Origin of the sequence: Dokdonia ponticola (assembly GCF_042653865.1) — a bacterium.
Taxonomy (GTDB): Bacteria; Bacteroidota; Bacteroidia; order Flavobacteriales; family Flavobacteriaceae; genus Dokdonia; species Dokdonia ponticola.
In genome coordinates, this window is the sequence record NZ_JBHSFV010000006.1 from 151,047 (window position 1) to 178,033 (window position 26,987).

A 26,987-nucleotide genomic window follows, 5' to 3' on the forward strand; every position below is an offset into this window, starting at 1 on the left:
ATGATGTTTTATGATGCGCAGTTAGGATTTGGATTTGGGCATCCATGAAATTCTTCATTTATTTTTTGCAAACCAAATTCGGCTAAGACTAAATCGGTAGATCGTAATGATCCATTTACCCAACCTTGCATGTCAGACCAAGCTTCATTACAGGTGTAAATAGCTTCGTCATGAACAGGTTTGATCATTCTTTTGGTGACCTCTCTATCATTTGTGTTTAATCCCCATTGATGGTATGCATACCCAAAATTATCTTCCCCATCCCAGTTACGATAGCTTGTCATTACTGGTTGTGGTACCACATGTGTCTTGAATAATTGCTTAAATTGTTTAATAGCCTCATCTACCACAGCTTGTGAAGCAGCAAATAGTACTTGAGGATCTTTACTGTGTTCTTTTTGAAGTTTAGAAGTAAACAAGGGCCCTACATTTTGTAATCCTTGCCAATAGTTGGTATTATTATAATCGCAGTAGATGGTCAATGCCGCAGGATTATCATTTGATGGACCATCAACAGGATAGAAAGGATACACTGCATTGATGGGTAGATCAGTAAAAGATGGGCCAAAATCTATTGCTGGTTGTCCTGTATCTCCATCTCGCCACCATGGTTTTTCAAAATATAAGTTGATTTTTAATAAGCGCATATTTACAATAGAATGCACATCTTCCCAAATCTGCTTTGCATTTTTTGCTTCTCTAAAAACAGGGGAATCAACAAATAATCGCTGCATCGCGTTACTCGCAATGGCTAGGATCACTTTGTCCCCTTTGATCTTTTCATTTTTACCTTCATACGGGAAGTTTTTATCATTAGATTTCGTTTTACTAATTTCTAATTGATACTCATCATCTTTGGTTTTTGAAATACTATTCACGTTTATATTAAGATGTATTTCGCCTCCCATTTTTTTGACCTCGTCTCTTAGGGTATCTGTAAGGGTACTAAATCCATATTTGAAGGTGTGGTAATGTGGATTTTTTGGAAAATCTTCTAGGATTTGCCATGCTTCTCCCGCACTTACTGTAGATAAAAAAGGTGCTTGAAACCCTACCGTATCCACCATCATTTTAAGACACTCTTCCGAGTAGCCCATGTCAGAAAATAATCCTCCCATTTGCCATTGGTTGAGGGGGATGCCATTCCAAGTAAAGTCTAAGCGGAATTCTTGCCAAAACTCTGGCGTTGGATTTTCTGGAGCTGTGTCAACACCATTGGCTTTTAAAATTCGGTTGTATATAACGGCTAGAATAGTGCCAGGGCTTTGGTTTTGCTCAGCGGGTGCTAAGTCATATAATTCTCCCCAAATCGCATTGTTATTTGCGGCTGCTTCATCTGCAGTAAAGCTTTTTCCTCGTACAAAAAAACGATTGGTAGTCATGGGAAAATCTACGATTTCGTCACACAGTTGTAACCCATAAAATAAGGACATAAGTTCGGTCATTTCATAGGTAAAACGCATCCCACCTTCCTCATCTCTTACATCTACTATTTTTCCGTCCTGACTCTTTATATTGATAAGGTCGGTATCTAGTCTACCGCCTGTTCTGTCTAATCTTTCTAGGATTGTAATTTTACGTTTTGGATCTTGTCTAAGAAGACGCCAAGCGGCATATAAACCTGAGACACCTGCCCCAACAATAATAATATCTGATTTTTTTGCAATGTTTTTCATAAAGGGATTCTTTGGTTAGTTTGAGTATTTATTTCATACTACTTTTTGACATTTATGCCGATAGTATTCAATAAAAGAATTGCAAAGTACTGTTTGTTATTGAGTTTTTTTTAGGTAGATATACTTGATTCTTAAATCAATGGGTTTTCATATCCCACAGAGGCATTTAATTATTTTAAAACGAGATAGCGTACTGCTTTACTTTATTTTCACCTGTTTCTTCCTTAAAAACGTTTATATGTGAAGAGACCGCTTTCGCGAAAGCGTATAAAAGAAATATCTTGGTGGAGTACTTATACCAATTTAATCATAAAATGTTGCGATGTCAGTTTGTTCTTTTTCATTCTAAATTCCTTACTCATATATTCCGTAGCTAAGGCTATGCAATACAATTGTAGCGTCTTAAGAATAAAAATAACTACGCCTTGAACACGGTATTATAAAATTAAATTGGTATTATTTGTAATACCTGAAGAAGCTTATTTTAATTCACCCAATCAAAGGCGCTTATGGTGATACCTTCAAAACAGTCATCAGCACAATTGTTTGGAAAGAAGCCACACAAGGTCATGAGACCGTTGGTAGCGGTTTGGAAATAGAGGGTGTTTTCAGTTTCATCGACTATTAAATAATCCGCAGCACAGGTAGTATATAATTGGTCAATCGTCAATGGAGTGGCACCTTTTGGATGAGTTCCAAGCTGAGAACCTGTTTCAGTAAAGGAATCAATGATGTCCCTTTCACCAGTCATTTGGTCGGTACTGAATTCTTGGTAAATTCGGCTAGTCACCACGTTATTGGAGATTGTAAGTTCTGTGATACTCCCAAAGCCCGTAAAGGAGACCACTGTCGTTTGATAGGTATATGAAGTCCCATTGTTAGTTTTTAATGCATTCCATGCATCGATACTCTCTGTGTATGAGAGCCCATCTTGACTCTCTAAAGTGGTTAATGCAGACAATTGATTTTCGGGAGTGTCATCATTGCTTTCACAAGAAAAAATGAGGACGAATGCGACTATGTATAGTAGTTTTTTCATTCTTATTTATTTAAGGTGCTCATTTTTAGTGTACAAATATACCATTAAAATGCTGGGTGTTGTTCAACTACCTGTATTCTTTTGTTAAAAGAACGCTATTGAGATTGCAAAATATAAAAACGGAATTAAACCCATAAAAATCCAAATCAAGTTTTTTTTCCATTCTTTTTTATGATCACTTATGACCATAAAGGGATGCAGAAAGGAACATCCCACCATAATCGTTATAAGTACAAATGAAATGAAACTCCCATATACATATATCCAATTGTAATTTGAAATACGGAAGACTTGTATATACTTGGCAGTTAACATTCCCACTAAACAAAGAGTGAAAATTACAATAGCAGTATATTTTGGATGATATGGATATAGGCTAAACTTCATTAGAAAGATGTATTTACTTACATAAAATAGCGCACTTACTCATACAAGCTAAGCATCTGTATCGCATATCGTCTCCCGAGTTCTCGGTAGCCTGCCGCATCAAAATGAGCATTATCTTGTGCTGTACAACCCGTTGATGAAATCACATAAGCATTTGGGAGAACATCGGGAAGGGTATTAATAATAGGGTTCATGCGATCACAGCAACTATCAGGAATTGAGACCAACTCTCCCGCCAGTAGTGGAATTGAATTAGCAGGTAGTGAAAGGTCAGTTAAGATATCGTCATACACCTTTTTGACGTATGAAGGCCATTGCGTATCTCCGGTATTGGTTTCTCCTTGGTGCAACAGAATCCCTTTAATGACTCCATCCTGTTGTGCACGCTTGGCAAGCTGTAGGAGGTGAGCATAGGGATTTCCGCCGTAGGCTTTTACTTTATTTGTAAACCAATCTTCTGTATAGGTCGAATCGTGCGCAGTATAAATATCTTTATCAAATAATCGGATGTCACAACCACCTACTGCCACATTAATAACGCCTACTTTGATACTGTCAGGAAGTTTTTTGACAAGTGTTCTCCCAAAATAATCAGCGGGGGAAAGGCCCGACTCACATTGAGATAAAGGAGGTATAGCAGGATGCCAAGTTTGTTTTGTTCGTTCTAAACGTGGACAATCCAATGATTGCAATACTTGAAAACGAGGATCTACCGTACGATCTTGTTCTTCGATGACGCCTTGACCTTCCATGTTGGATTGCCCAAAACAGAGATAGATATGAAAATTAGGGTCTTGTGCAAATCCATTGATAGTAGATAGCATGAAGCCTATGATTATTATGTTTCTTACGATAAGTGTCTTTTTATTCATGACTTAGTTTGTAGTATCTGTGTTCGTCATATACGCGTCCATTCTTACAGATAGCTTTTTTAGATATTCCTTCTTTCTTATATCCATTTTTTTCGAGCACGATCATAGAAGCCGTATTATATTCAAATACACCTGCATGAATTCTAACTAACCCAAGTTGGTCAAAACCATAAGTGGTGATTAATTTGATAGCTTCTGTAGCAATGCCTTTGCCCCAATAAGGTTCACCAATCCAATACCCAATTTCAGCCGATTTTCGATACACATCTGTTTGGATATGTAAACTAATAACGCCACATAGTTCTCTATGATATTCAATACCAAAGTTTTGTTTGGGATGTTCATTTTTGGTGAGGTTGATGAAATCTTCTGCGTCTTTTTCATCATAAGGGTAGGGGATATAGTCTCTCAAATTATCCCATATCTTTTTATTATTAGCGAGTGTTGCTAATTGCGAAGCATCGGTTATTTTGAGCGGTCTTATGTTGATTTTTAGGGTATTCAATGTTTTTTTTAATAAAGTATTCTATCAATCTCGCTCTAAAAACACCAAAAAGTGCATAAAACTGATGGCTTTTGGTAGCTTAAAGGCATACATCATTCTATTTCTCGCTGCAAAATTCAAATGTTTCTGGGGCGCTTTTCGCGAAAGCGTATACAGAATAATTAGAATCCCTGCACTAATCATCTTCATATTGAGAAGCATCAATCGTTAGTTCTTCTCCAGTTTCTTTATACAGTGCAACACTTTTTAATTCTCCATTTCTTGAATATTTTCCCTTTGCGAAGGTGTTTCCATTTTTATAAAACAGTTCAAAAGTGCCATATACATTGTCGTTATCTTCATCGTAACTATAATAGCCTAACTTTTCTCCAGTCTTATACGTCATATTGACGGTTCCCAAAATATCTTGATCTTTGTTTAATGTAAATTGATTAAAATGTTTCTCTTCATCTAACCGATCTAAAAAATCAAGATCATAGTCAGTACAGAGGTCATCTACAAGATCATACAGTTCAAAATCATCATCAAATTCTAACCATGTACCTACTCTAGCGCTGTCCTTAAATATGCCTTCTTCAAGAATAATTCCTTCTGCATTGTATTTGGTGTATTTTCCATTGAGACGTCCTTTTTTGTACGTACCCACTTCTCTAATACCAAATAAGGTATAGTCAAAATCTCCATTGGGCTCTCTATCAACTAAGTCCAAAGTTGCAACGATATTTCCTCCCTCATCACCTATAGAATAGGTGTTCTCTTCGTAATTATAATCGATAAAATGGATTTTATACGTTTCATCATGTTTTACTTTATTAATATTATAATAGGGCTTTTCTAAGGTAGTATTTCCTTCAAATCTAGTACTTCTTACTACGGTTTGTTTATCCGAATAGGTGTTTCCGTTGTACTTGTATGCAGTTCCTGTTCCGTCCGAAAAAAAGTTTACATACTGCGTCATATACCCCTCTGAGTTAAACTTCATAGATAAACTACCGTCTTCATAATCTTCATAAGATTTCCAAACTGCTTTTCTCAAATTAATAGCCCCTTTCCAAGAACCTCCATTATCAGTGATATCTAGGTAGACTTTATCAATATATTGTTTGTAGCCATTTATCGTTGTTGTGAAACTGATTTTATGACTGTAGGGATCTAATTCAAGATTTGCATAGTTAGATTCAAAGTGATAATCCAACCAATAATTTGCCGAATTAAGTTGTTCACTTTTCGGGTATTTTTGAGCAAAAATCTGTAATGGAAAAATTAAAAAAAGGAAAAAGATAACAGTCTTCATTTTTTAGGTGTTTATGGTTACAAGTACTACATAGAGGGATAGTTGATCCTGTAAGTAACAGATTTTGCTAGTAAAAACCAATAAATATGATAAGAATTAGTATTGGGTTCATGTTTTTTAGCTTTTCGCTTTACGCGAAATCACCTTCTAGATGGCCAAATAAAGGATAGTACAGTACAGAAGATGGTAACTATATAGCAATTTGGAAGCGTCTATGATTTTGTAATAGATCAGACTTGAATCTGATGCTAAGCAATATTCACATTAAATAAATACCCAACGAGTGCAGTGAGTCCCATGGCTATAGTACCCCAGAAGGTGATTCTGAGGATGGCTTTTCCGATGCTAGATCCTCCCGTTTTTGCAGATACTGCACCTAAAACCATTAGAAAGAACAGTCCAAAACCATACAAAGTATATTCTAAGCTTTGCAATGGAAGAAAGAGGGTTACTAGAAAAGGAAGTAATCCACCTAAAGTAAAAGCCGCTCCAGAAGCAAATGCAGCTTGCATAGGTTTTGCTTGGCTTATCTCATTAATGCCTAACTCGTCTCTTACATGGGCACCTAACGCATCATGCTCGGTTAATTCTTTGGCTACGGTAAGCGCGGTTTCTTTGGTAAGTCCTCTTTGTTCATAAATTTCTGCAAGACGTTGTAATTCGATTTCGGGCATTTCTTCAAGTTCTTGTTTCTCACGCTCGATATCGGCTTTTTCTATATCTGTTTGCGAACTCACAGAAACATACTCTCCCGCAGCCATTGATAAGGCGCCAGCAACGAGTCCAGCCAAGGTGGCTAGAACAACAGGTTCTCGCATATCACTAGCCGCAGCAACTCCAATGGCAATACTCGCCGTCGATAAAATTCCGTCGTTAGCTCCCAACACAGCAGCTCGTAACCAATTACTCCTGTGGATATAATGATTGTCTAAATAATCTTCTAAAGGATCTTTTTCTGCTTCCATTATCTGTTTTTTTAATCAGAATTCATTTGTTATAAGGGCAGTTTTGAACAGTGTCTACTGTAAAGTTACATCATTAATTTTAGTGTACTAATGACTTTTAACAGGTTTTAAAACTTTTCTAATGAGCTGTCGACATGGTTTTAAGAAAAAAAGCCATTTCTAGCTCTTTTTCTTTCTCATCGGGAATACCTTAAAAAAGGTGAGACTTCGCCATAGCCATTCGATGGGGCCATAGGCAAAGTGACGTAACCAGATTTTGCTCACCCAAACTTGTAGAATAATAAGTGCAATAGCCATTAAAAAGGTGACTGTATTTGAAATTTCTCCTAAAAAACCAAATCCCCAGCCGTAGAGGAGTAGGGTACCTATGATACTTTGTAGGATATAATTGGTTAATGCCATTCGTCCGTAAGGGGCTAATTTGACCAACCATTTTTCGGGTCGTACTTTGCGATATAACATCACAAAGAGTACTAAGTAAATTAAGGTCATAGATGCGTTGTTGAGATCATACCCTGAGAGTCCAATCATCGCTACCCAGCTATTCATATTGACCTCTGTACCCATACTGATAAAGGCTCCAGCAGTAATTCCGAGGGAGATAACAAACAGGATCAGTGATCCGATAAGTACTTTTTTTGTGAATTTTTGATTTTCGCGAAAGCGTTTAAAAAACCCTGACCGCCCTACGTACAAGCCAACCAAAAAGAAAGCAAACGTAAAATATCCTCTCCCGAAGAAGCCATATTGGAAATTCATTTTATCAAGATGACCCTCCCAGCTATTGGTAGCAAAAACGTCCCAAAGGCTTCCATTTTTTAGGATGTTATAGTAATCAGAGACGTGCGTACTTTCCATATCCATAGGGTTTACCTCTAGAAATAGGTGATCCCCTTGCGTAAAATAGAAAATAATGTATCTACCCAATCCAAGAAATAAAAGAGCAGAAATGCCCAGTACCCATGTATTGGATAGTCTAAAAAACGGAATCAGCAAGATTCCAAGCATGGCATATATGGTTAAAATATCACCTCTGTAAAACAGACTATGCACATAACCAATAATGAGAAGCAACAGCAATCGCCATAAAAACCGACCTCCAAAGGCGGTACCTTTTTTGGCTCCATTATCCATTTGAATAAAGAAACTTAGACCAAATAAAAAGGAAAATAACGCGAGAAACTTCCCTCTCATAAAAATACCAATAAAACCTTCTATAATTTGATCTGATAGCCCAACGCTCACAGCTTCTGCATGACTTTGTGGTGCTCCAGCACCAAGGTACTGCTCTACTAGGTGACAAATTAAAATACCTGCCAATGCAAACCCACGTAGCGCATCAATGATTTCAATTCTTGGTGATGTTGAAGTGGTCATATTCGGTTGATTATTTGATGGATGTGAGTTCAATATACAATGAATTTTGATGACATCTATTATTAAGTATATATACACGCTCCTGCCTGCCGGGATGCAGAAGCGCTAAACCTGTGCTGCGCGTTGTCGAAGTAGCAGACTCAAAATGAAAGCTATTTGAAAAAACAGGTCTGTATTACCCACAAAAAAACTCCAGATGTTCTGGAGTTTTTTGGAGTTTTACAAGAAAGATCAACCTTGTAAGGTTCTTGGGTATGCAATTACTTTGGTTTTAAGAAAGTACTTCTTCCAACGCTCGTGTATTTGCATGTTCAGTGGTTTTTTCTTTTTCAACTGTTGGATGTATAGCAGCATCCCATCTCATATTTTTCTGATATTTTGTTACTTTATTTTCTTGTAAAGGATCCATCACTAGAAGATAAATCCATTCATTGTCTAGTAACGTTTTAAGATGTTTATTGCGTTCAAGAATTTCCTGTACTCTTTGTGTAGGCGCATTTACCACAACACTAAGGCGTAAAGGTTGGTGATACATTTCTTTATCTGCTTGGTTCACCGATTGGAGTGGAAGTCCCATTTTAAGATCTCCTCCATTTCCTTGTACCACACCAAATTTCCCTGTGATATTGTGTGTGATTTTTGTTCCTCCTCCAAAAGTGTCATTATCTACGGTTGAAAAGTAGTAGTGATTATTAATCCATTGTGTTACGACCATTGGGCCTTGTAAGATACCTTCAAGTGCTTTTCCTTGGGGGTCCATTTTCCAATCGTAGGAGTGAAGGAAACAACGGCTCCCTAGGTGTACATTTTTAGTCAGTTCTCTTGGTGCGATGATAAAGCCTGCGTTTTTTGCAAGTCCCCATTCGGGTCTTGTTTCTCCCCAGTTATTCGCTTTTTCTTCTGCCACCGCAACACTATTCTTTACTAGGCCTAGTCTTTCTTGTGTAGCTGTTTGTTGTGCTTTATTGAGGTCTGCTTTTACTTTGTGAAGTTGTGCTTGGTGGGAACTTGGAACTTCTGTATCAAAAATGGTAATTTCGTCTGTGGTCGTATTATGTTCTGCTCCTACAAAAACTGTACTCGTAGGAATAACTAATTGATGTTCTACAGCGAGTTCATGTCTTACTTCTGGTAAGTTGGCTAATTTGGCAAGCATACGCGCATTATGTCTCCCGGGGCTTGCAGCACAGGCGCCACAATCTAAGCTTGAACCAAAAGGGTTATTAGCAGAGTGACTTCCGTGTCCTAGAAAGAGCACGATGGGTGCAAAGTTTTTCCAGCCAGTTAGATCAAAGGCAGACTTTACGATGGCTACTTTTTCAGCTAATGAAATTCCAGTATCATCATGCGTATGTGTGTGTACTGCTTCGATTTTAGGTTGGTAAATCGCCTCGTGAGCGGTTGCGTTTTTTGTTTTTAGTCTATACGAATACCCAGGAATGATGGTGCGTGCAAACGTTGCAAGTCCGTAAAAAACACCTGATCCTTCTACAAACCCAAAGGCAGAGGGCAACATGTTTTTCATTCGTTTTAAGAAGTATTGCCAGAAGTTGTTTTCTCCTATTTTACGCTGATATGCTTTGTGTTTTTCATGTGTATTCTGTTGTGGAGTTTCACATACATTGTAAGCAGAAGACACAATCGGAGGGCATGATTTTCTGGTCAAACCATCTTCCATACTCGTGTAGTCCATAGCAATCCCAAAGAAACCTGCGTATCCAAAGGTTTCGTAATTTCCTTTGGATTCTACATTTCTTCGAATTAATTCGGATCTCGTATCGATACAAAAGACCATTTGTGCATCTGGAGTAGGGATGTTGACTTGTTCTTTGGAGGATTTTGATTGACTTTTTAAGGTATCGATAAGTTGATTTTGCCAGCTTTTTTCCCATGCTTTTAGCATGATATATTGTAGTTGTGCTACCGTATCCTCTTTTTTAGTGCTTTTCTCTTCTGGGAGAAGTGGCATCTTAAGATGTTGCGCTATGTACAAACGTACGGCGAGATAGTCTTCTAGCGTGATAGGGTATTTTTGTTGCCAAAGTGAGTTTGATGAAGCTCTGTGGTTCATATAACCTGTCCATCCCGGTAAGGCTGCTAGATGGAAAGTGAATAGTTTTGTAAGATCTTCTTCTGTAACGCTTTCTTCTAGAGATTCTATAACTTCTATACCTGTCGCAGGAATGTCTTTACGAGCTTTAATTCCTAATTCGCTGTCATACGCTGCTAAGTTTCTCCATGCTTGATAAAAGCCTTTTTCTTTTCCTGGCATAGTCCACTCTGCCAGTCCTTCATCCATAAAGGCAGCTAACCATTTGACCATGATTCTATCTAGGTCGTGATAGGCATTTTTAGTGGTTTTGACAGTTTGCGCTTCTAAGATGCTCAAACATTCTTCTGGTGTGTATGAAAAACCTTGCGTTTTTAAAAGCGTTTGTACTTGATTTGCATCAATATCTCCTTGTTCCCATGCTTGTCTATACACCCATGCTTCTGGAAAAACACGTGCGTTGAGCAGTTCTTTCGCGTGATTTACAGCCTTTTCAAAAGGGAGTTTTTCATAGCCTGATAATGGATTAGAGGTCACAAAAGAATATAAGGGCCAAGTGGTTCCAATAACGTTGGATGCTTCTTGAATACTATGTTGAATGTGTTGCTTAGTCATTATGCGTTGGATTTGAAGAATACGATGGATTTTTTATTAGGTTGAGAAAGGTTGAGTAACTTGACATAGAGCCAAGGAATTTTTCGATAGACGCCTAGTTTCATGATAAAGAAACCGATTAAGAAGATGACTCCGAAAATAATTTGTACTACAGAAAGTGGTAAGGCTTCGGCTACCAATGGCATGTCTGCCATCATCAGAGTCACTCCGTTATACAATAAGGCATAGATGCCTATTCCTGCAAAGAAAAGGACAGGAGGCAGTATGATTTTTCGCGAAAGCGAAAGCCTTTGTTCTTTGACAATATTATAGGTTACTTGTCCTACGGTAATGGCTACGATTAAGGTTAAGAAGATACCACTATCGAGTTGGGTTCCTTTACCAGTGAAGAGGGCAAAAAGACCTGCTCCGAGAATTCCGAAGATCAATACGACGAGCGCTTGTAGAGGTTTAATTCTAATTTCTGGTGGATTTTGAGGTTTTGTGGCTGCAATTTCTTCTCCAGACGATAAGAAAAGGTAGGCTTTATAAAACCCGTGTAGGATCAAGTGAACCACCGCGGCATTGAAAAAGCCGAGGCCGCATTGCATGATCATAAAGCCCATTTGAGCGATGGTAGAGCAGGCTAATTTTTGTTTTACGTTGACTTGTAGCAGTTTGGTGAATTGTGCGATGATGGCGGTGAGTCCGCCGATAATGAGTAAGATGTCAAGTAATACGTTAGACGTATAAAGAAGGGAGGCGAATAACGCTAGTAAGATTCCGGACCCATTCACAAAGCCAGCATGCATGAGTGCTGACGCAGGGGTTGGGGAGGTCATGGCTGATAGTAACCAGCGGTGGAACGGATAAATCGCCGATTGGATTAAGGCGGCTACAATGATAAAAAGCGCCGCAATAAAAACGGTAGTACCTGGGATGGTTTCAAGTGAGCTAAGAATGCCACTTAAGGTAAATGCATCACTTTGGAAAGCTAATAGTAGCAAACCTATAGACAAGCAAAGACTTCCTGCTAGAAAGTAGCGAAGGGTGAACTTAAAGGCTTCTTGTGCTTCTTTCCACTCTGTGTTGACTCCTATTAAAAAAGACATAAAGACACCCATAAGCAACCAGCTAGCTATGACGAGTGCCAAGTGATTTGCCATGACGAGTGTCATTACAGAGAGTGTAAACCCAAGACAAAGCCACATAAATTTTGACTTGTAGATAAATCCTGTAAGATAGTTTTTAGCATAACTGCTTACAATAGCGCTGAAGAAACTAACGGTTGTCCAAATAAGATACGTGAAGCCATTGATCTGTAGTAGATTTCCGTCGGTCCATTGTGGCATCTCTGGAAAAAAATAGAGAATGTTTACGAGGTTTCCCACAAATAGAACCCATAAGAAAGGCGGTAGGAGGTTTGAAATAGAAATAGAGGGGTTGTTGCTTTTTGTGTTGAGGTGTTGCCTCTTGTTTTCTTGTACGTTGGTGTCAAGTGTCATTTTTAGGTTTTTGGTGAGTTTACGTTGTTTTTGTATTCCTAAAATTTGTAATTCGATACAGCTTCTTTGTGGTGTATTAAATTATCTGGGTACAAAGATTATATATTTTTATCATTAATTTTTATTTATATTAATTATGTAATACATAAGAAAAAGTTATGTTTTATAAATAAGATATGTTGTAAGAGGGGTATTCGTAAATGCGTAAGAGACGTTAGCGTGTAGAATATGATGTTTAAAAATAAATCCGCTCTTGCCTGTTGGTAGGCAAGTTCGCAAAAGAAAATCATAGCATACGCCTAATTCGCATAGGAAAGAAAAACAACTATCGGACTATGGTATTGTGTGTTGTGTAGGTTTGTGTGTGGAATGTGATGGAGTTGAGTAAGAGTGGGGGTGATGTTAAAAAAGTGTCCGCTTTCGCGAAAGAAAACAATAGCATACCTCAATTTGTACAGGATAAAAAAACAACTATCGGACTATGGTATTATGTGTTGTGTAAGTTTGTGTGTGGAATGTGATGGAGTTAGGTAAGAGTGGGGGTAAGATGCTGTATTTCATAGTATTTTTTGATTTTCTAGGGACAACAGATGTCTCAGATGAACGACGGGAGGGGATACAATCGCGCACTAGGGTTTTTACAACGTCTTGTAGGAATCTCAAAGGTTACTTTTTTGTAAAAACGCTTCAAAAGAAGTCGAGTCTTAGCCGTAAAATGGCTAAGGCGTATAACTAGAAATTATCCAAACCTGTTTTATCATTGGGCATTAGGTTATCAGTTAACCTAGAAGAATTTGTACGCTCCTTAAAAATTCACTTTTAGGATGTAGGATAGAAAATAAAATCCCCTTAAAACGTCTTATAGGCACTTGCTTTTTAGAAAATTATAGGGTTGTGCAACGGTTACCGGTGTTAGGCACTGGCTTTTACTCCACAATGTCATATCCAACTTCCTTCATCCCAAGAAAATCTTGTTTCGACTTTCTCTCGTTCAACAATCCATTTTCTTTAAGTTCAATCAATAACTTTTTCAGCTTTTTAATTCTCGGTTTTTGATTCAACAACCAAGTTTGGTCAGAAACAGGTGCTCCATTTAATTTCATTAGGTTTATTGGCGTAATGACTATTTTTTTGTCCGAATTTTTAAGTTCAACTATCAGTTTTTCCAATAATTTGGTTGTCAATTCTTTTGGGTCTAATCTGCTGACATTCGTAAACCTTTTCCAATCAGGAACAGTTTTAGGTTCTTCATTGTGCAATTCGGCTCTTTTGTCAAATTTTAAAAGTCCGTTTAATAGGTCCTCATCTTCAATATTGAAGACATCAGAGTTTGGTTTATCAGCACTTGCCCCAACAACAATTAATTGTCCCAATCTATAGTCAGGGTTAGTTTTCCAAATCCGTTCAAGTTCATTTAGTATTTTGGGAATTCTATTTTTATCTCTCACTTTCCTTATGGTGCTTTTTTATTTTTAGTTGATATATTATTCCGTAAATCAGTCCGATTATTCCACCAAAATAGCTGAAATTATGCATCGTTCCAGCAGTCAAAAAGTTTTTTCGGTCAATCAATTCAGCTGGTAGATTCCAATTTGCATTTAAGTTAGAGATTAGAAACCTCCCAACCAAAATTCCCACGAGGCCAATTCCGATTGCTATTCCTAAAGTCCGAAATATTGCTCCGATTCCACTTTTCCACATAATTTTGGAATTCGGCTGAAACATTCCTACGATTCCAATAATCAGTCCGAGTAAAAGTCCGAACCACCAAGTAGATACAAATCCGACAAAAGAGATTGCAATTCGTTCGTTTTCTACTTGATGTAACCATTCTCCAATTTGGTCAAATTTAAATTTCGTAAAATATTCAGATGAGATAGAGTAAGAAATCTGGTTGTGTAAAATTCCGTAAATCGAAGCGAGAATTATTGAGATAATTACGATTAATATTAAAATTCCAATTTTTTTTGCCATTCGGTTTTTTCAGCTTGTGCCTAACGGTTTGCGTATATGACTTGTGGCGGTTTTCGAAGCAGTTTTTTGTCGGCTTGCAACAAACTTACTTAAAAGCACAAAACTTGAATTAACCACTTTACCCGCCATAAGTTATATACGCTGTTATGTGACGTTTTTATTCATTTCTGTCGGTAAAATTGAAACTTTTTTCCGTCAATTATTAGTATTCCGCTTTTTTCACTATCCTTAAAATTACAAGTCAACAATTGTTTTCCGTTGTCAAGATGTTGATTGAAATGAGCGTGAAAAATGAAGTCAAATTTGTGAATTGGTTTTATTTTCCCATTTTCAATTTGTCCTATGTATGTTGCATTTTCGTCTGAGTAAAGGTGATAAAGTTGTTTGTCGGCAACAAATGAAGTCAGTATATAAAAGTCCATTGTATCTAACAACGTTTCAACACCTTTTTCAAATCGGCTTCCTTCGTGTCGGTCGAATTTTAAGTCAGATTTTTCAAGTTTTGACGGGTCTTTGATTTTCAAAACACTTGCAAACCCCATCATATGTCCCATATAATTAGTTACGTAATACTCTCCATCAATCTTGTTAATGACCACTGGACAAGTTGAAGAAGCTTCAAAACTTTCGTTGGTTTTCTTGTCTTTGAAATAAATTGTACCGCCCCATTCGCCATTGCAAGTTGAATAAATGTCATAGTGTTCGTCCTGGTAAAATTTTAAATTTCTTGTTTCGATCAGTTTAAAGTCAGCTACATATTTACCCAACAGTAGATTTATTTCTTCAAATTGGGATTCTTTCACGTATAAGCTGTCATTCTGCACTATCAAGTCATAATGTGGCATTCCTTGAATTTCTTGTGGGACAAAAACGTCTTCAACGAAATCTCCATTTTGACTGAACACTATCATTTTCTTAAATCTCCGTGATGTGTTTTTTCGGCCTGTCTCAAACATCCCGTAAAAATTGTCTTGAAACAGGACAACTTTTCTTAAGTATCCGTTAATCGAAACATTTAGTGTGTCGAAGCTAACTTGAAAGTTGGTTGAATTAGTTGAAGATATTTCAATTTCTTTATTATTCGTTGTCAGTGATTGACAGGACAACAAAGTCAAAAGTGTAAAAAGTATGATGAGATTTATCTTCATTGTCGTCTTTTTAAATGCCACATAACGGTTTTGGCTATGGTTTCGTTGCGGGCTTTAAGTTACGGCTTTTTCAATTTGGAGTAGTTTTGTTTTTCTGTAGGAATTTAAATCCACTTATTCAGCTAGCAATGAATTATACACGGTGTTGTGGTTAGTTTTTTTCTGTTATTGGAATTCCATAAGGGCCATTTTCAGATGTTGATTTTGAGTAAGATTTTCGGTTTTTTAAATCCATAATCAGAAAATCAATTCCGTTTAGTTTTATACTTATTTCGTTTCCATTCCAATCAATTTCTATGTCTTTATTCTCAATTTCTCTTTGGATAGAGAATTCATTCGAATACCTTTTCATCAATGGTGCAGAAATAGCGTTATTGATATAGTTTTTTATTTCTTTACTTGTTTCAACAAGAGTTCCACGAGAACATATAAATCCGTCAAATTCAATTCCGATACTTTCTTCCGAATGTTTTAAGACATAAGCCCAAACAGAATGGTCATCTCCTTCAACAATAACCTCTCGATTTTGCTCTTCATTTATTTTGGATAAATAGATTTCGTTCATTTTAGACTTTTTGATTTGTTTTTACCATAAATGCGGTTTTGCGAAATAAAGCCAACTACACCATAAAGTCCAAAAGCAACTAAATAAAATTCCGATTATAAAGAATAGTATTCGTAACCTTTTAATTCCGATTTTATTTTTCAAGTAATACCAATCAAATAATTCCAATAAAATGCCTAATGAATAAAAAATATTTGCTCCAATTCCCCAAATAATAATTCCGATTGTGTCGTCTATTGTCCAAGAGTATTCTCCTCTTGAAAGTCCGTCATAAATTCCAAAAACTCCGAAAATTCCAACGGCAACATTATAAATCCATCTTTTGGATTCCCACCATTTTATGTTCGATTTTAATTCTTCTATCGTCATTTTCTTAAATTAACCACAACGTGTTTGTGTATGGCTTGTTGCGGGAAATTCACGAGAATTTTCCGCCGTAACCGAAAGATAGCAATTTGCAATGAATTCCGATTAGGAATTCAGCCGCAATGAGCTATACACGGTGTTGGCAATAGTTTTTTATTCATAAACACCAAACCAATTCAGGTCATCTTTCCAATCCGTGTTTTGGTAATCTACTTTATTGTTATTGTAAACTCTAAACATTCTGTTGTAACCTGTTGATTGTAAAATATTCTTTATTGAGTCTATTTCCGTTTTATTTATGCTTTTATCTATCAATAAATTGAACTGAAAGTTTGTTGAATCTAATTCGGTTTCTTGTGAAGCTATAAAAGCAAAAGTCTCATACTTAATTTCATCTAATCCACGAGTTTTATCACTTTCAGTTTTCGCTATTAATTTTCCATCTCTAAATCCAACGTAAATATCTAATCCAGTTCCTTTTTCGTTGCTTGAAATCAAATTGGTTTTAGAGGGCAAATCAATTACTAATTGTAATCTTTTCAGATGATAATCATACGCATTTTTAATTCGCAAAATTGGTGGTCCAAAAACGCTGTCGGTTAGTTTTTTAATAAAGAGTGTATCCAGATTTTCACTTAATCTAAAATCAAATTCTTTAGTTTTAATTCCGAAACTGTCAAGTCCTTTAATTGTTTCAAGATATAATTTTGAACTGTCAATGTCCCATTGGTTAATGTATGACATTCCCCATTCACTTACAATTAGAGAATCCTGATAAAATTCAAATTCATTCAGTCCGTTTACGACGCTCCAATTTCCAATTAGTTTGTCTTTTTCTTTGTGAGAAGAAGAACAAGATTGTAAAATCAAAACTAAAATTATTATTTTATAAATGGTTTTCATCAAATTATTGCCAACGGTTTTGTATAACGTTCCGTTGCGGAACGTTTTGACTAAGCTAGTTAAAATTCACGTCATTTTCCGTTTGCAAAGATTTTCCGAAAGGAAAATCGGAAGCAATGGAAGTTATACATTGTTGGCAATAGTTATTTATTTTTATAATTCATTTTGTAATACAATTTAAACCAGCTTTCTGCTGATTTATAAATAGGATGTTTTTTATTCCAAAGTTCATTTATCGGTACAGTTTTCCAATAAGTACAACCAGAGCAAACAGGAACTAATTCAGTCAGCATTTTTATTTCATTTATTTTTTTAAGTTCCGATTCGGTCAAATCCAATTCTTTCTTTTTCTTAAGTTTTTCAAGTGTAAATGAAGCTAAGAATTTTTCTCCAGGAATTTTTGATTCCAACTTTTTCTTAATTCCGTCAAAATCTTTAGTTGAGAATAAGAAATGAAATTCCACAGTTAGGTCTGTCATACTTCCACCTACTCCACATCCGAATCCGATTGTTTTATTCTCCCAATCCTTATCATCAAAGTCAAATTGTGCATTCGATAATAATGGAATAATAATTAAAATTATTTGCAGGACGTTTTTCATAATTATTGCCAACGTCTCGGCTATGATTTCCTTGTGGAATCTCCAAAAGGTTATTCCACCAAAAACCAGCCGATTGATTTATAGATTGAAATTTGTTTTAACTCGCTGCCACAATGAATTATAGCCATTGTTAGCAACTGTATTTTTATTTTTCAACTTTCCTTTTGAGTCAAACAATTCAGAGTATTTGTCAAAAAATAGTTTATCTCCGTAGTCTATTGTATGATAAATAAGGACGTTATTTTCAAGTTTTATGTAAACATCGTTGTGTTCATCAATTATTAAGTCCGAAATTTTTAAATTATTGAATCTTATACTTTTTTTAATTCCCCAATTTAGGTGGGTGACCTCCATTAGTTTTTCCGATTCGTCCCATTTGTCAATCCAGTCGTTAGCAAATCGATATTTTTCTCCATTTTCAAGTTCTAAAACTGTAGAGAAGTAATATGCGTTTCCAAGTCCGTTTAAATCTTCTATTCCTTCTCCTTGGTCAGAATGAAGAACTTTAATCAGCTTTTTGCCAATCAATTCAGATTTATATTTTTCTAGTTCTTTCATTCAGCTATATTTATTCTTCAAATATTTTATTGAATTCATCTTCATTTATTAGTCCTAAATTCAATAGAGTCATTGAGTAATAAGGTTCGTATTTTTTTATATCAGTTTTATCTTTTAGTTTTTCTAATAAAGGTATTATTCTTTCATCTCCTTTAAAGTTTGGGATTCTTTTCAAACCTGCCATTACTACCCCAGAATCAGTATCATTCATAATCGCGTATTCAAGAATTTCAAATAAATTTTTATCCCCAGAATCTCCCAGAATCATTATATCTCTCATTCTTTCGTTAGCGTTTTTTGATTTAAACAACTCTAAATTAATCAGTTCCATATTATTTGAGTCTATATGAACTTTATCTATAGCAGATTCTTTGATTTTCTTTCCAAATAAATTCCTGAGTATGTTCATATTGTTGCTAACGGTTTGTGTAAGGATAGTTGCGTGTGCAAGCAACTAACTTACTAAAAAGGAACGAACCAGAGGAAAATCCGCAGGATTTTCCGAGTAGGCTAGAACCAAGCAATTATTTTTACACGTTGTTAGCACACGTTTTTTTATTCCGCTTTTTTATATTCATAATTCTTATCAAACAAATGGTCTTTGACTTTGTAAATGAGCTTTTCTATATCAAGTCGAACAATAATATAAATCCGATTTCCAAGAGTGAGAGTAGAGTCAGTCAGTTTATAAGTTGCATTATATTCATTTCCCATTTGGTTAATGAATATTGTTTTGTCTTTATTAAATGTTAGAGTAGCTTTCAATTCCGCTTTTGAGTCAGATTCGGATTCCGAGTCAGAGTCATTTTCGGTAAGTGGCTCAATATCGTCAGGAAAAGAGTCGGTTTCTGCAACTAAAATCCATTTTCCAATTAGTTCATTTTCCGATATGGATTGTGCTTTGCAAGAATTAATTCCGAGAATTAAAGTCAGTATTATTAATATTCTCATAGTTTTCTCAAATGTGTGCTAACGTTTTTGTGTATGGCTCGTTGCGGGAAATCCGCGAGGATTTTCCGCCGTAATCGAAAGATAGCAAATTGCAATGAATTCCGATTAGGAATTCAGCCGCAATGAGCTATACACGTTGTTGTAACACGTTTTTATATTCAGTATAATTTTCTGTTTATTTTCATTATTTGTAAACTATCATTCGGTTTATCCATAAAAAAAGCAGTAGGTCCAAGTGGTCCCGTAATAGCTAAGATTCCATAATCTTTATTGAACAGAATTGGACTCATTCCGTCAATAACAGGTTCCGTCATTTCGTATTTGTCAAACCAAATTTCAGAATTCGAATTGCTCTGTATTACTTTGGATTCATATTTTTTATATTCTGTAAAGTCAAACTGAAGTTCCTGATTTTTGTTTAAGTAACTTACCTTTAAATTCCGAGTAGAATCGGTCGTACCTCTATATTCATATTTAATTATCGAGTCGCGTACAGTTTTTATGAGTAAATATTCCGTTCGAAGTTTCAGATTGTCATCCGATATTCCGTATAAATATCTCGATTCCGTAAAGATTGATTTTGGGTCGGTTGGGATTTCAGCGTATCTCTTCTGAACATAGAAAAATAAAAAAATCACATACGCTAAAGCCGAAACCACGATTATAGCAAATACGAAAATCAGTATGTCTTTAGTTTTTCTCAAATGTGTTACAACGGTCTTGTATATGAAAAGTAGCGGATTTTACCCACTAACTTTTTAGATTATAACAGACCTTTAATTTATTCATTTTCTTTTGATTAAGCGACTAAACCGCTATTTTTTATATACGTTGTTAGGCATAGTTTTTTTCATTCCAGTTGTCAATTCAGTTTCTTCTTTCACGAAATATTTTACGTAAATTAACACTAAAGTCGGAACTATTACTAATCCGCTAACAAAGTTCAAAAGCGAAGTCCAATCTGTCAATTCATTTCCGCCTTTTGAAATTAGCATTAATTCTCCCAATGGACCATTTGAAAATATAGTGTTGTAAATAAAATTCCAGCCTAAATGAAGTCCAAAGGGTAGCATTATCGATTTGGTTTTCGAGAATGCCAATGCCCAAGCATATCCCATTAATCCAGTTCCGATAAAAACTAAAATCATTGCCATTGCGTTTCCTAAAACTCCATATGAGAACCAATGATAAATTCCGAACGCAATTGCGGAAATCAATATACTTTTATTTGAGCCAATTTTTTGAATAAGAATATACAGCAAAGCACCTCGAAAAATCAGTTCTTCTGTCAATACTGATTTCACATCCCACCAAAATGATTTTAATATAATTCCGCCAGAAATGTTTTCGTTCAGAACCCAAGTTGATGATTTTAGATAAGATTCTAAAAACTGGTCAAGAACACAAAGTAGTCCTGTAATAAAAAATCCGATTAAGAATTGTTTCAACCTTTTGGTTATAGGAAGAAATCCTAATGCTAAAATATTCTTTTTTTCAATCAGATATAAAAGCAACCACGAAATGGCAATTGCTACTAATATTCCTATCATTTACTTGGTTGGTTTTAAATTATGCCTAACGGTTTTGTGTATGGTTAGTTGCGTGTTTAAGCAACTAATTTAGTAAACAAAAACGAACGCGAGAAAATTCCGAAGGAATTTTCCAAATAGGCAACGACCAAAGCAATTAATTATACACGTTGTTGGCAACTGTTATTTTTTATATACTCCGCTTATAAGTTCTAGTTCACCAGTTTTTAAATGTGCCAATAGATTCATTAATTTCGATTTTGTGGTATCACCCATTAAAACATTCAGTCCCATTTTTGGTGGTCCTGATACTTTTAGCTTTGTAACAAACTTGTCAAAAAAATCTATTCCTGCTTGAGTTTGGTTTTTTAACTGTTCTTTAGTTAAGCCAAGCTCTTTTAAAAAACTATTCATTTCTTCTTCCTTGAATAAAAAGCTATGGTCAGCTAAACTAGCCCAAGGCATAGGATAATTAACTTTACCATTTTCCTTTCTTAAAATATCGTAGAACAAAAAATATCCACCTGTTTTCAAAACTCTATTAATTTCTGAATAGAATTTTTTCTTGTTTGGAATATTCATTTGTACGTGTTGTGTCCAAACAACATCAAAAGTTTTGTCATCAAATGGAAGTTCAGTAGCATCTCCTTGAATGAAATTTGTTTTGTTATCTAAATTAACTAGTTCAGATAGTTTAGAAGCTGTTCGTATATATTCATTACTTAAATCTATTCCAGTAGTTTGACAATTGTAATCATCTGCAAGCATTCTACAAGGTCCACCTAAACCACAACCTACATCAAGAACATTTAATCCGTTAATGTTAATACTATTAGCAAGTTCTTTAGATACAGTAGCTCCTCGAACGTGAAACTCATCAGCACCTTGAATATCAGTCCTTTTTACATTGTCTAAAGCAATATTTTGTTCTTTAAGACGATTGATAATATCTTCATAAAGTCCCTCTTTTAGATAATGATTTTCTATGCTTTTATTTAAACTTTCCATTCAATTTGATGTGCGTATGTTTTAATTGTTGCCAACGGTCTTGTGTATGAAACGTAGCGTGTAAAAACACATTAACTTTTCGGTTTAACACAGAGCCGAATTTTTATGTTTTATTTTTAATTTTTCTATTCTAAAAGCCAAATTTAAAAATTTGGCGGTCTTCATAAATAGGTATAAACCTTTTGATTTAGCACTTATTAGCTATGTTTTATACACCGTGTTGGCAACAGTTATTTTTTCATTAATGCTAATTTTATTCCAAGTGCAACAAAAATTCCGCTAGTTATTTTGTCCAACCACATTTTTATTTTATAATTTTTTCTAATTCGGTCAGATAGTTTTGAAGCAAATAATGCTAAAATTAAACACCAAATTGTTCCAGTAAGTAAAAAAGTAACTCCAAGAATTAAAAATGGAAGTGAACTTTGCACATAATTTGGGTCAATAAATTGCGGTAAAAATGCAAGAAAGAATAATGCTACTTTCGGATTCAGAATATTGGTTAGAACCCCAGAAAAGTAAATTTTTCTATAATTCACAACTTCATTTTCATTACTCAATTCAAGTTTCCCATCTGCTTTTTTGAATATTGTTTTGAGTCCTAAAAATATCAAGTAGGCTGCTCCCAAATATTTGACTATTTCAAAAGCTGTTGCAGATTTGGCAAGTATGATTGATAATCCTAACGTTGCAAAAATAATATGAAAAATTGCTCCAGTCGATATTCCCAGTGCGGATAAAATTCCAGCCTTTTTTCCTTGAGCAATACTTCTCCCAAGAATATACATCGTATCAGCTCCCGGTGTTAAATTCATTATTAATGCAGCTATTAAAAAAGCCTCAAAGTTTATTATACCGAACATAATTTTCTTAGTTTGTTTTAATTGTTGCCAACGGTTTAGCTATGAACAGTACGGGAGCAAACAAGCGTTTGCTTTCCGCCACGCACGTAGCGAAATCTTTTGATTTTGTTTTTTCTTTTTTTGTGTCAAAGCGAAATCCCAAAGATTTGGCGACTTCGTAAAAATACGCAAACCTTGGCGTTTAAAACCTAAGCCCGTATTGTTTATAGGTTTTGTTGGCAGTAGTAATTTATATGTCGAGTCTGTCAATTAACATGGTTTTTTTATAACTAGGTAAATAAATAGACCCAACCATTTCTATTTTATCAACATTGTAGGGCAGAAATTCCTTTAAATAATTTTCTAAAAATTTTTTTGTGTTTTTTTCAATTGATGATAAAACTTTTTCGGAGTAGCCTATGTCCTTTTTTATTGCTTTGCGTAATGTCCATAATCTGTCTAATGGTTCTGGATGCGTATTCGAGTATCTTATTTTCGGAAATAAATACTCTTCAACTTTGTCATATAGCTGTAGAGATATAAAAAATAAGAAAGCTCCATTTAGTAATTCTGATTTATTTTTATCATTGTATATTGTCTCTTGAATGGAATGCAAGTCAGCTTCAAATTCACAACTTTGTCTGTAAGTATAATGCTTTATGTTATTGCCTTTTCCAAGTACTTTATTATGAGATTTTAATTTTGATTCATTTTTTAAATGCCCCAAATAGTGGTGAGCATATTCATGACCAATGACAAACTTCATTTGCCAATCGGTGAGATAATCAATATGTTTTTTAATGGATTTAGGTAGCTTACCTCTTGAATCAATTTCAAAATCTAAACTTTCTGTTCCAATCATTATCCTGATAGCTAATATAAATGCGTAGTGAATATCTTGTTGTTTTACACCTAGCTGCTCTCCAAAATGGAAGAGATTCATATAATAAAGGAATTCTCTTAATGAATATGATAAAGTTATAATATTTCCAAAAGGAGTTTTTAGGCACGTTCCATTTGCTTCGTTTGTGTGGATTGTTCCATGTGGAATGTCTATGCAGCTTTGTCTAAATTTTGGATTTAACTTTTTTAAATATTTCGCATATTGACTTGATTCAAAATAATCCGTAAAGTTCCAGTTCTGTGAAAGTTTTTTTTTGAGTTTTGAGAATGTTCGTCTAAGTCGTATTTCTGATTCTACTTGTTCTGCTCTAACTCTTAACAAGTAATCAGCTGAAGATTTAATATTGAAAATTTGTTTAATCTCACTTTTACTCATAAAGGGATAAAAGAAAACCTCTTCTTGTGAGAGGTCTGAGATTTCTGAAATTGGAAACCTATTATGTACTTGTATAAAAACATTCAATTCTTTGTCAAATACAAAATCATCTTTTAATTCTAGATAGTTTTTGTGAGCCTTTAATTTTTCAAAAAAATCTTGTATATAATCCTTAGGAGGGTCTTTGACAATCTCGATATCTAAATGATAATCAGATATCGGAAAGTGTTTTTTTAAAAGTTCGCCGTATTCAGGATGGTCATTAATCATTTTGGTTAGTTACATTGTTTTTTCTTATTACTGCCAACGGCCCTGGCTATGGCAAGTGCGGGTTTTCGAAGCCGCTTTCTTGTCCGCCTACCGTAATTTTATTTAGTGCTAAAATCTTCATTTTTAAGCAGTCAGCCCGCATTTGCTATAGCCGATGTTGGCAGGCGTTTTTTTTATCTTCTTATTCTTAGTCCGACTCTATCATTATCAACATACAAGTTGTCTTTTTGAGATTGTTCAAAATTGAAAGGGTTTATTTCATTGGTAATTCCATCTCTTGCGAAAACTCGAATGTCATTTGGAAGTATCAAACTTGGTCTATAGAATTCAAATAATTCGAAATAATGAAACGGTCGAAGGGGAGGAATTTCATCTTTGAATATTCTTTCCATAGTTCTGTAAGAGAGATTTATTTCTATGAACTTTTCTCCTTGAATCTCGACATCATTGATTTCAAAGAATTTTTCATTTAAGAACTCAGAAAGACCTGAATAGTAAATGCGTGAAGTTGCGCTCAATGTTGTGTTATCGTATGGCACATTGTCATTGTATGGGTCGTGATAATTACATTTAACTTGGTTATATAAATCGTAGGATACACACGCAACAGAAAAGTTCACAGGAATTGGTCCCGTTCCTGATTGTGCCTTATGATTTGCCATATTCCCTGAATTACCTTGTGACCGTCCTTTTGCTTCTAAAGCAAACATTGATTGACGAGAGAATGCTATTAAATCAGGTCTTTGACCTATTATTTTATGTCCTAAAATTCTCATTGCCGCTTCATAATTCACTGTGTAAAGACTATTATCAATTCTCTTAGATAAGAAGTCAGCTATTGCTTTTCCTGCAAGATTTGAGAATTGATTTTTCTCAGTTGGGTCAGATAAAGCTATTGGTGGTTCAGAGAAGCGGTCATTATTAAAGGCGTTTCTTTGAATGTAAGCACTGTAATGAAAAAACATTCCAAGAGTCCTAAAGAACTTTGAAAGGTGAGGGGAATAACGCTGGCCGGCAATTGCCAAATGTTTGGCAAATCCTACTCTCGTCAAATGGAAATTTCTATTATTCTGGTTTCCTCTTGAATCTATATGGTCAACTTGTATGTTCATTTTTTAATGCCTGCCAACGTTGTTGTGTATGGTTAGTTGCGTGGTTAAGCAACTAATTTAGTAAACAAATACTTGCCAGAGAAAATTCCGAAGGAATTTTCCAAATAAGCACTTGCCTTAGCAATTAATTATACACGGTGTTGTAAAACGTTTTTTATTTTTTCAAAATTTGCTTTATTACTTTTTCAGCTTTGTTATAGTCAAGTCCTGGTTTCATTTTTGGATGATAGAGTATTTTTATAATTTCTTTATCCATTTTGGAATATTCAACTGTAATAATGCTATCTACTTTATTCTCATAAAAAACACTATCATAATATTTTTCCGAATCGTTCATTAAGCCAATAATTTGTGTTATTTCTTCTAGAATTGTTGTTTCTATTGTTTCCTTTGGTTGTAGAATATCAATAAAAATTTTCGCATTAATAATTTCAAAAGTTTCTAAATCAAATATAATTTCAGCCGCTCCATCTACTTCTGTGTTGAAGTTTTCGAAAAGAGTAGGTACTAATGGTTCTAATATTTCTCTTTCAGTAAGGAAAATAACTGCATTACATTTCTTTGGGTCATCTGTTAATTGGACTTGAAATCCATCTTGAACGAGATTATTGATTTTTTCAATTGTATTTTTAATTATTGAAACCTCATAATTAAGTTCCTTTTCCTTAAATATGAAAACTTTCATTGGTTCAGTCCACTTTGTAATTTTATTAGGACTTACATCATATTCAGCATTTAAGGCAACTTCGTTGAAATAATTTACCAATTCAATATCATATTCAGAAAACTCATATTCTTTAAAGTCTACGACATTATAAATAGCAATTCCAATTATGATTATTAGACTAATAAAAAGTGTAGTTTTTTTCCTCAATAGTTTGTTTCTCAAATGTTTTACAACGTTTTTGTGTATGGCTCGTTGCGGGAAATCCGCGAGGATTTTCCGCCGTAATCGAAAGATAGCAAATTGCAATGAATTCCGATTAGGAATTCAGCCGCAATGAGCTATACACGTTGTTGTAACACGTTTTTATATTCAGTATAATTTTCTGTTTATTTTCATTATTTGTAAACTATCATTCGGTTTATCCATAAAAAAAGCAGTAGGTCCAAGTGGTCCCGTAATAGCTAAGATTCCATAATCTTTATTGAACAGAATTGGACTCATTCCGTCAATAACAGGTTCCGTCATTTCGTATTTGTCAAACCAAATTTCAGAATTCGAATTGCTCTGTATTACTTTGGATTCATATTTTTTATATTCTGTAAAGTCAAACTGAAGTTCCTGATTTTTGTTTAAGTAACTTACCTTTAAATTCCGAGTAGAATCGGTCGTACCTCTATATTCATATTTAATTATCGAGTCGCGTACAGTTTTTATGAGTAAATATTCCGTTCGAAGTTTCAGATTGTCATCCGATATTCCGTATAAATATCTCGATTCCGTAAAGATTGATTTTGGGTCGGTTGGGATTTCAGCGTATCTCTTCTGAACATAGAAAAATAAAAAAATCACATACGCTAAAGCCGAAACCACGATTATAGCAAATACGAAAATCAGTATGTCTTTAGTTTTTCTCAAATGTGTTACAACGGTCTTGTATATGAAAAGTAGC

General features: G+C 34.9%; 27 protein-coding genes. All 27 read right to left on the minus strand.

The genetic code is table 11. From position 1 onward, the window contains the following. Positions 1-8 precede the first annotated feature (8 nt). On the minus strand, positions 9-1,676 hold the full coding sequence (locus tag ACFO3O_RS11320; protein ID WP_379978819.1) for a flavin monoamine oxidase family protein: 1,668 nt from the start codon (positions 1,674-1,676) through the stop codon (positions 9-11). A gap of 484 nt (positions 1,677-2,160) precedes the next feature. Beyond that, complete coding sequence (locus ACFO3O_RS11325; protein ID WP_379978821.1) at positions 2,161-2,715, minus strand: hypothetical protein; 555 nt, start codon at positions 2,713-2,715, stop codon at positions 2,161-2,163. Between the two features lie 422 nt (positions 2,716-3,137). After that, the gene (locus tag ACFO3O_RS11330; RefSeq protein WP_379978823.1) at positions 3,138-3,974 is read right to left on the minus strand and encodes a sialate O-acetylesterase; all 837 of its coding nucleotides are present in this window, start codon (positions 3,972-3,974) and stop codon (positions 3,138-3,140) included. Continuing rightward, the gene (locus ACFO3O_RS11335; protein ID WP_379978825.1) at positions 3,967-4,479 is read right to left on the minus strand and encodes a GNAT family N-acetyltransferase; all 513 of its coding nucleotides are present in this window, start codon (positions 4,477-4,479) and stop codon (positions 3,967-3,969) included. Before ACFO3O_RS11335 ends, ACFO3O_RS11330 begins: the two co-directional genes overlap by 8 nt. Positions 4,480-4,654: 175 nt before the next feature. Further along, positions 4,655-5,773 carry a toxin-antitoxin system YwqK family antitoxin gene (locus ACFO3O_RS11340; protein WP_379978827.1) on the minus strand — a complete coding sequence of 373 codons (1,119 nt, stop codon included), beginning with the start codon at positions 5,771-5,773 and terminating at the stop codon, positions 4,655-4,657. A gap of 248 nt (positions 5,774-6,021) precedes the next feature. After that, the gene (locus ACFO3O_RS11345; protein ID WP_379978829.1) at positions 6,022-6,738 is read right to left on the minus strand and encodes a VIT1/CCC1 transporter family protein; all 717 of its coding nucleotides are present in this window, start codon (positions 6,736-6,738) and stop codon (positions 6,022-6,024) included. 159 nt (positions 6,739-6,897) lie between these two features. Further along, a complete protein-coding gene (locus ACFO3O_RS11350) occupies positions 6,898-8,115 on the minus strand; it encodes a DUF418 domain-containing protein (protein ID WP_379978831.1) in 1,218 nt (405 codons plus the stop codon). Between the two features lie 271 nt (positions 8,116-8,386). Next, on the minus strand, positions 8,387-10,780 hold the full coding sequence (locus tag ACFO3O_RS11355) for a DUF2309 domain-containing protein (protein WP_379978833.1): 2,394 nt from the start codon (positions 10,778-10,780) through the stop codon (positions 8,387-8,389). Further along, a complete protein-coding gene (locus ACFO3O_RS11360) occupies positions 10,780-12,264 on the minus strand; it encodes a proton-conducting transporter transmembrane domain-containing protein (RefSeq protein WP_379978835.1) in 1,485 nt (494 codons plus the stop codon). The genes ACFO3O_RS11355 and ACFO3O_RS11360 overlap by 1 nt, the downstream gene beginning before the upstream one ends. 926 nt (positions 12,265-13,190) lie before the next feature. Continuing rightward, entirely contained in the window at positions 13,191-13,712 is a 522-nt protein-coding gene (locus tag ACFO3O_RS11365; protein WP_379978837.1) for a hypothetical protein, read from the minus strand. Beyond that, a complete protein-coding gene (locus ACFO3O_RS11370; protein ID WP_379978839.1) occupies positions 13,702-14,238 on the minus strand; it encodes a hypothetical protein in 537 nt (178 codons plus the stop codon). The genes ACFO3O_RS11365 and ACFO3O_RS11370 overlap by 11 nt, the downstream gene beginning before the upstream one ends. 161 nt (positions 14,239-14,399) lie before the next feature. Continuing rightward, positions 14,400-15,386 (minus strand): hypothetical protein, encoded by a 987-nt coding sequence (locus tag ACFO3O_RS11375; protein WP_379978841.1) that lies wholly within the window; start codon positions 15,384-15,386, stop codon positions 14,400-14,402. A gap of 151 nt (positions 15,387-15,537) precedes the next feature. Then, the gene (locus ACFO3O_RS11380) at positions 15,538-15,951 is read right to left on the minus strand and encodes a hypothetical protein (RefSeq protein WP_379978843.1); all 414 of its coding nucleotides are present in this window, start codon (positions 15,949-15,951) and stop codon (positions 15,538-15,540) included. Between the two features lie 21 nt (positions 15,952-15,972). Next, positions 15,973-16,320 (minus strand): hypothetical protein, encoded by a 348-nt coding sequence (locus tag ACFO3O_RS11385; RefSeq protein ID WP_379978845.1) that lies wholly within the window; start codon positions 16,318-16,320, stop codon positions 15,973-15,975. 150 nt (positions 16,321-16,470) lie between these two features. After that, on the minus strand, positions 16,471-17,223 hold the full coding sequence (locus ACFO3O_RS11390) for a hypothetical protein (RefSeq protein ID WP_379978847.1): 753 nt from the start codon (positions 17,221-17,223) through the stop codon (positions 16,471-16,473). Positions 17,224-17,363: 140 nt separating this feature from the next. Then, positions 17,364-17,822 (minus strand): hypothetical protein, encoded by a 459-nt coding sequence (locus ACFO3O_RS11395; protein ID WP_379978849.1) that lies wholly within the window; start codon positions 17,820-17,822, stop codon positions 17,364-17,366. A gap of 78 nt (positions 17,823-17,900) precedes the next feature. Next, positions 17,901-18,380: a hypothetical protein gene (locus ACFO3O_RS11400; protein ID WP_379978851.1), complete on the minus strand. Its 480-nt coding sequence runs from the start codon at positions 18,378-18,380 to the stop codon at positions 17,901-17,903. A gap of 10 nt (positions 18,381-18,390) precedes the next feature. Beyond that, the gene (locus ACFO3O_RS11405) at positions 18,391-18,789 is read right to left on the minus strand and encodes a hypothetical protein (RefSeq protein WP_379978853.1); all 399 of its coding nucleotides are present in this window, start codon (positions 18,787-18,789) and stop codon (positions 18,391-18,393) included. Positions 18,790-18,935: 146 nt separating this feature from the next. Beyond that, positions 18,936-19,331 carry an META domain-containing protein gene (locus ACFO3O_RS11410; RefSeq protein ID WP_379978855.1) on the minus strand — a complete coding sequence of 132 codons (396 nt, stop codon included), beginning with the start codon at positions 19,329-19,331 and terminating at the stop codon, positions 18,936-18,938. 158 nt (positions 19,332-19,489) lie between these two features. After that, positions 19,490-19,990 carry a hypothetical protein gene (locus tag ACFO3O_RS11415; RefSeq protein WP_379978857.1) on the minus strand — a complete coding sequence of 167 codons (501 nt, stop codon included), beginning with the start codon at positions 19,988-19,990 and terminating at the stop codon, positions 19,490-19,492. 156 nt (positions 19,991-20,146) lie between these two features. Further along, a complete protein-coding gene (locus tag ACFO3O_RS11420) occupies positions 20,147-20,881 on the minus strand; it encodes a CPBP family intramembrane glutamic endopeptidase (protein WP_379978859.1) in 735 nt (244 codons plus the stop codon). A 162-nt stretch (positions 20,882-21,043) separates the two neighbouring features. Then, positions 21,044-21,868 carry a class I SAM-dependent methyltransferase gene (locus tag ACFO3O_RS11425; RefSeq protein WP_379978861.1) on the minus strand — a complete coding sequence of 275 codons (825 nt, stop codon included), beginning with the start codon at positions 21,866-21,868 and terminating at the stop codon, positions 21,044-21,046. A 230-nt stretch (positions 21,869-22,098) separates the two neighbouring features. Further along, positions 22,099-22,731 carry a LysE family translocator gene (locus ACFO3O_RS11430; protein WP_379978863.1) on the minus strand — a complete coding sequence of 211 codons (633 nt, stop codon included), beginning with the start codon at positions 22,729-22,731 and terminating at the stop codon, positions 22,099-22,101. Between the two features lie 229 nt (positions 22,732-22,960). Next, positions 22,961-24,259, minus strand: coding sequence for a M48 family metalloprotease (locus ACFO3O_RS11435; protein ID WP_379978865.1), 1,299 nt, complete (start codon positions 24,257-24,259; stop codon positions 22,961-22,963). Positions 24,260-24,432: 173 nt separating this feature from the next. Next, positions 24,433-25,371: a hypothetical protein gene (locus tag ACFO3O_RS11440; protein ID WP_379978867.1), complete on the minus strand. Its 939-nt coding sequence runs from the start codon at positions 25,369-25,371 to the stop codon at positions 24,433-24,435. A 154-nt stretch (positions 25,372-25,525) separates the two neighbouring features. Then, positions 25,526-26,260: a DUF2927 domain-containing protein gene (locus ACFO3O_RS11445; protein ID WP_379978869.1), complete on the minus strand. Its 735-nt coding sequence runs from the start codon at positions 26,258-26,260 to the stop codon at positions 25,526-25,528. A 147-nt stretch (positions 26,261-26,407) separates the two neighbouring features. Beyond that, positions 26,408-26,908, minus strand: a complete 501-nt coding sequence (locus ACFO3O_RS11450; RefSeq protein WP_379978857.1) for a hypothetical protein — start codon at positions 26,906-26,908, stop codon at positions 26,408-26,410. Between the last annotated feature and the right edge of the window lie 79 nt (positions 26,909-26,987).

Coding starts and splice junctions, on each gene's coding strand:
- ACFO3O_RS11320 (WP_379978819.1), bottom strand. CDS start 1,676: ATGAAAAACATTGCAAAAAAATCAGATATTATTATTGTTGGGGCAGGT.
- ACFO3O_RS11325 (WP_379978821.1), bottom strand. CDS start 2,715: ATGAAAAAACTACTATACATAGTCGCATTCGTCCTCATTTTTTCTTGT.
- ACFO3O_RS11330 (WP_379978823.1), bottom strand. CDS start 3,974: ATGAATAAAAAGACACTTATCGTAAGAAACATAATAATCATAGGCTTC.
- ACFO3O_RS11340 (WP_379978827.1), bottom strand. CDS start 5,773: ATGAAGACTGTTATCTTTTTCCTTTTTTTAATTTTTCCATTACAGATT.
- ACFO3O_RS11345 (WP_379978829.1), bottom strand. CDS start 6,738: ATGGAAGCAGAAAAAGATCCTTTAGAAGATTATTTAGACAATCATTAT.
- ACFO3O_RS11350 (WP_379978831.1), bottom strand. CDS start 8,115: ATGACCACTTCAACATCACCAAGAATTGAAATCATTGATGCGCTACGT.
- ACFO3O_RS11355 (WP_379978833.1), bottom strand. CDS start 10,780: ATGACTAAGCAACACATTCAACATAGTATTCAAGAAGCATCCAACGTT.
- ACFO3O_RS11360 (WP_379978835.1), bottom strand. CDS start 12,264: ATGACACTTGACACCAACGTACAAGAAAACAAGAGGCAACACCTCAAC.
- ACFO3O_RS11370 (WP_379978839.1), bottom strand. CDS start 14,238: ATGGCAAAAAAAATTGGAATTTTAATATTAATCGTAATTATCTCAATA.
- ACFO3O_RS11375 (WP_379978841.1), bottom strand. CDS start 15,386: ATGAAGATAAATCTCATCATACTTTTTACACTTTTGACTTTGTTGTCC.
- ACFO3O_RS11380 (WP_379978843.1), bottom strand. CDS start 15,951: ATGAACGAAATCTATTTATCCAAAATAAATGAAGAGCAAAATCGAGAG.
- ACFO3O_RS11385 (WP_379978845.1), bottom strand. CDS start 16,320: ATGACGATAGAAGAATTAAAATCGAACATAAAATGGTGGGAATCCAAA.
- ACFO3O_RS11395 (WP_379978849.1), bottom strand. CDS start 17,822: ATGAAAAACGTCCTGCAAATAATTTTAATTATTATTCCATTATTATCG.
- ACFO3O_RS11400 (WP_379978851.1), bottom strand. CDS start 18,380: ATGAAAGAACTAGAAAAATATAAATCTGAATTGATTGGCAAAAAGCTG.
- ACFO3O_RS11405 (WP_379978853.1), bottom strand. CDS start 18,789: ATGAACATACTCAGGAATTTATTTGGAAAGAAAATCAAAGAATCTGCT.
- ACFO3O_RS11410 (WP_379978855.1), bottom strand. CDS start 19,331: ATGAGAATATTAATAATACTGACTTTAATTCTCGGAATTAATTCTTGC.
- ACFO3O_RS11420 (WP_379978859.1), bottom strand. CDS start 20,881: ATGATAGGAATATTAGTAGCAATTGCCATTTCGTGGTTGCTTTTATAT.
- ACFO3O_RS11425 (WP_379978861.1), bottom strand. CDS start 21,868: ATGGAAAGTTTAAATAAAAGCATAGAAAATCATTATCTAAAAGAGGGA.
- ACFO3O_RS11430 (WP_379978863.1), bottom strand. CDS start 22,731: ATGTTCGGTATAATAAACTTTGAGGCTTTTTTAATAGCTGCATTAATA.
- ACFO3O_RS11435 (WP_379978865.1), bottom strand. CDS start 24,259: ATGATTAATGACCATCCTGAATACGGCGAACTTTTAAAAAAACACTTT.
- ACFO3O_RS11440 (WP_379978867.1), bottom strand. CDS start 25,371: ATGAACATACAAGTTGACCATATAGATTCAAGAGGAAACCAGAATAAT.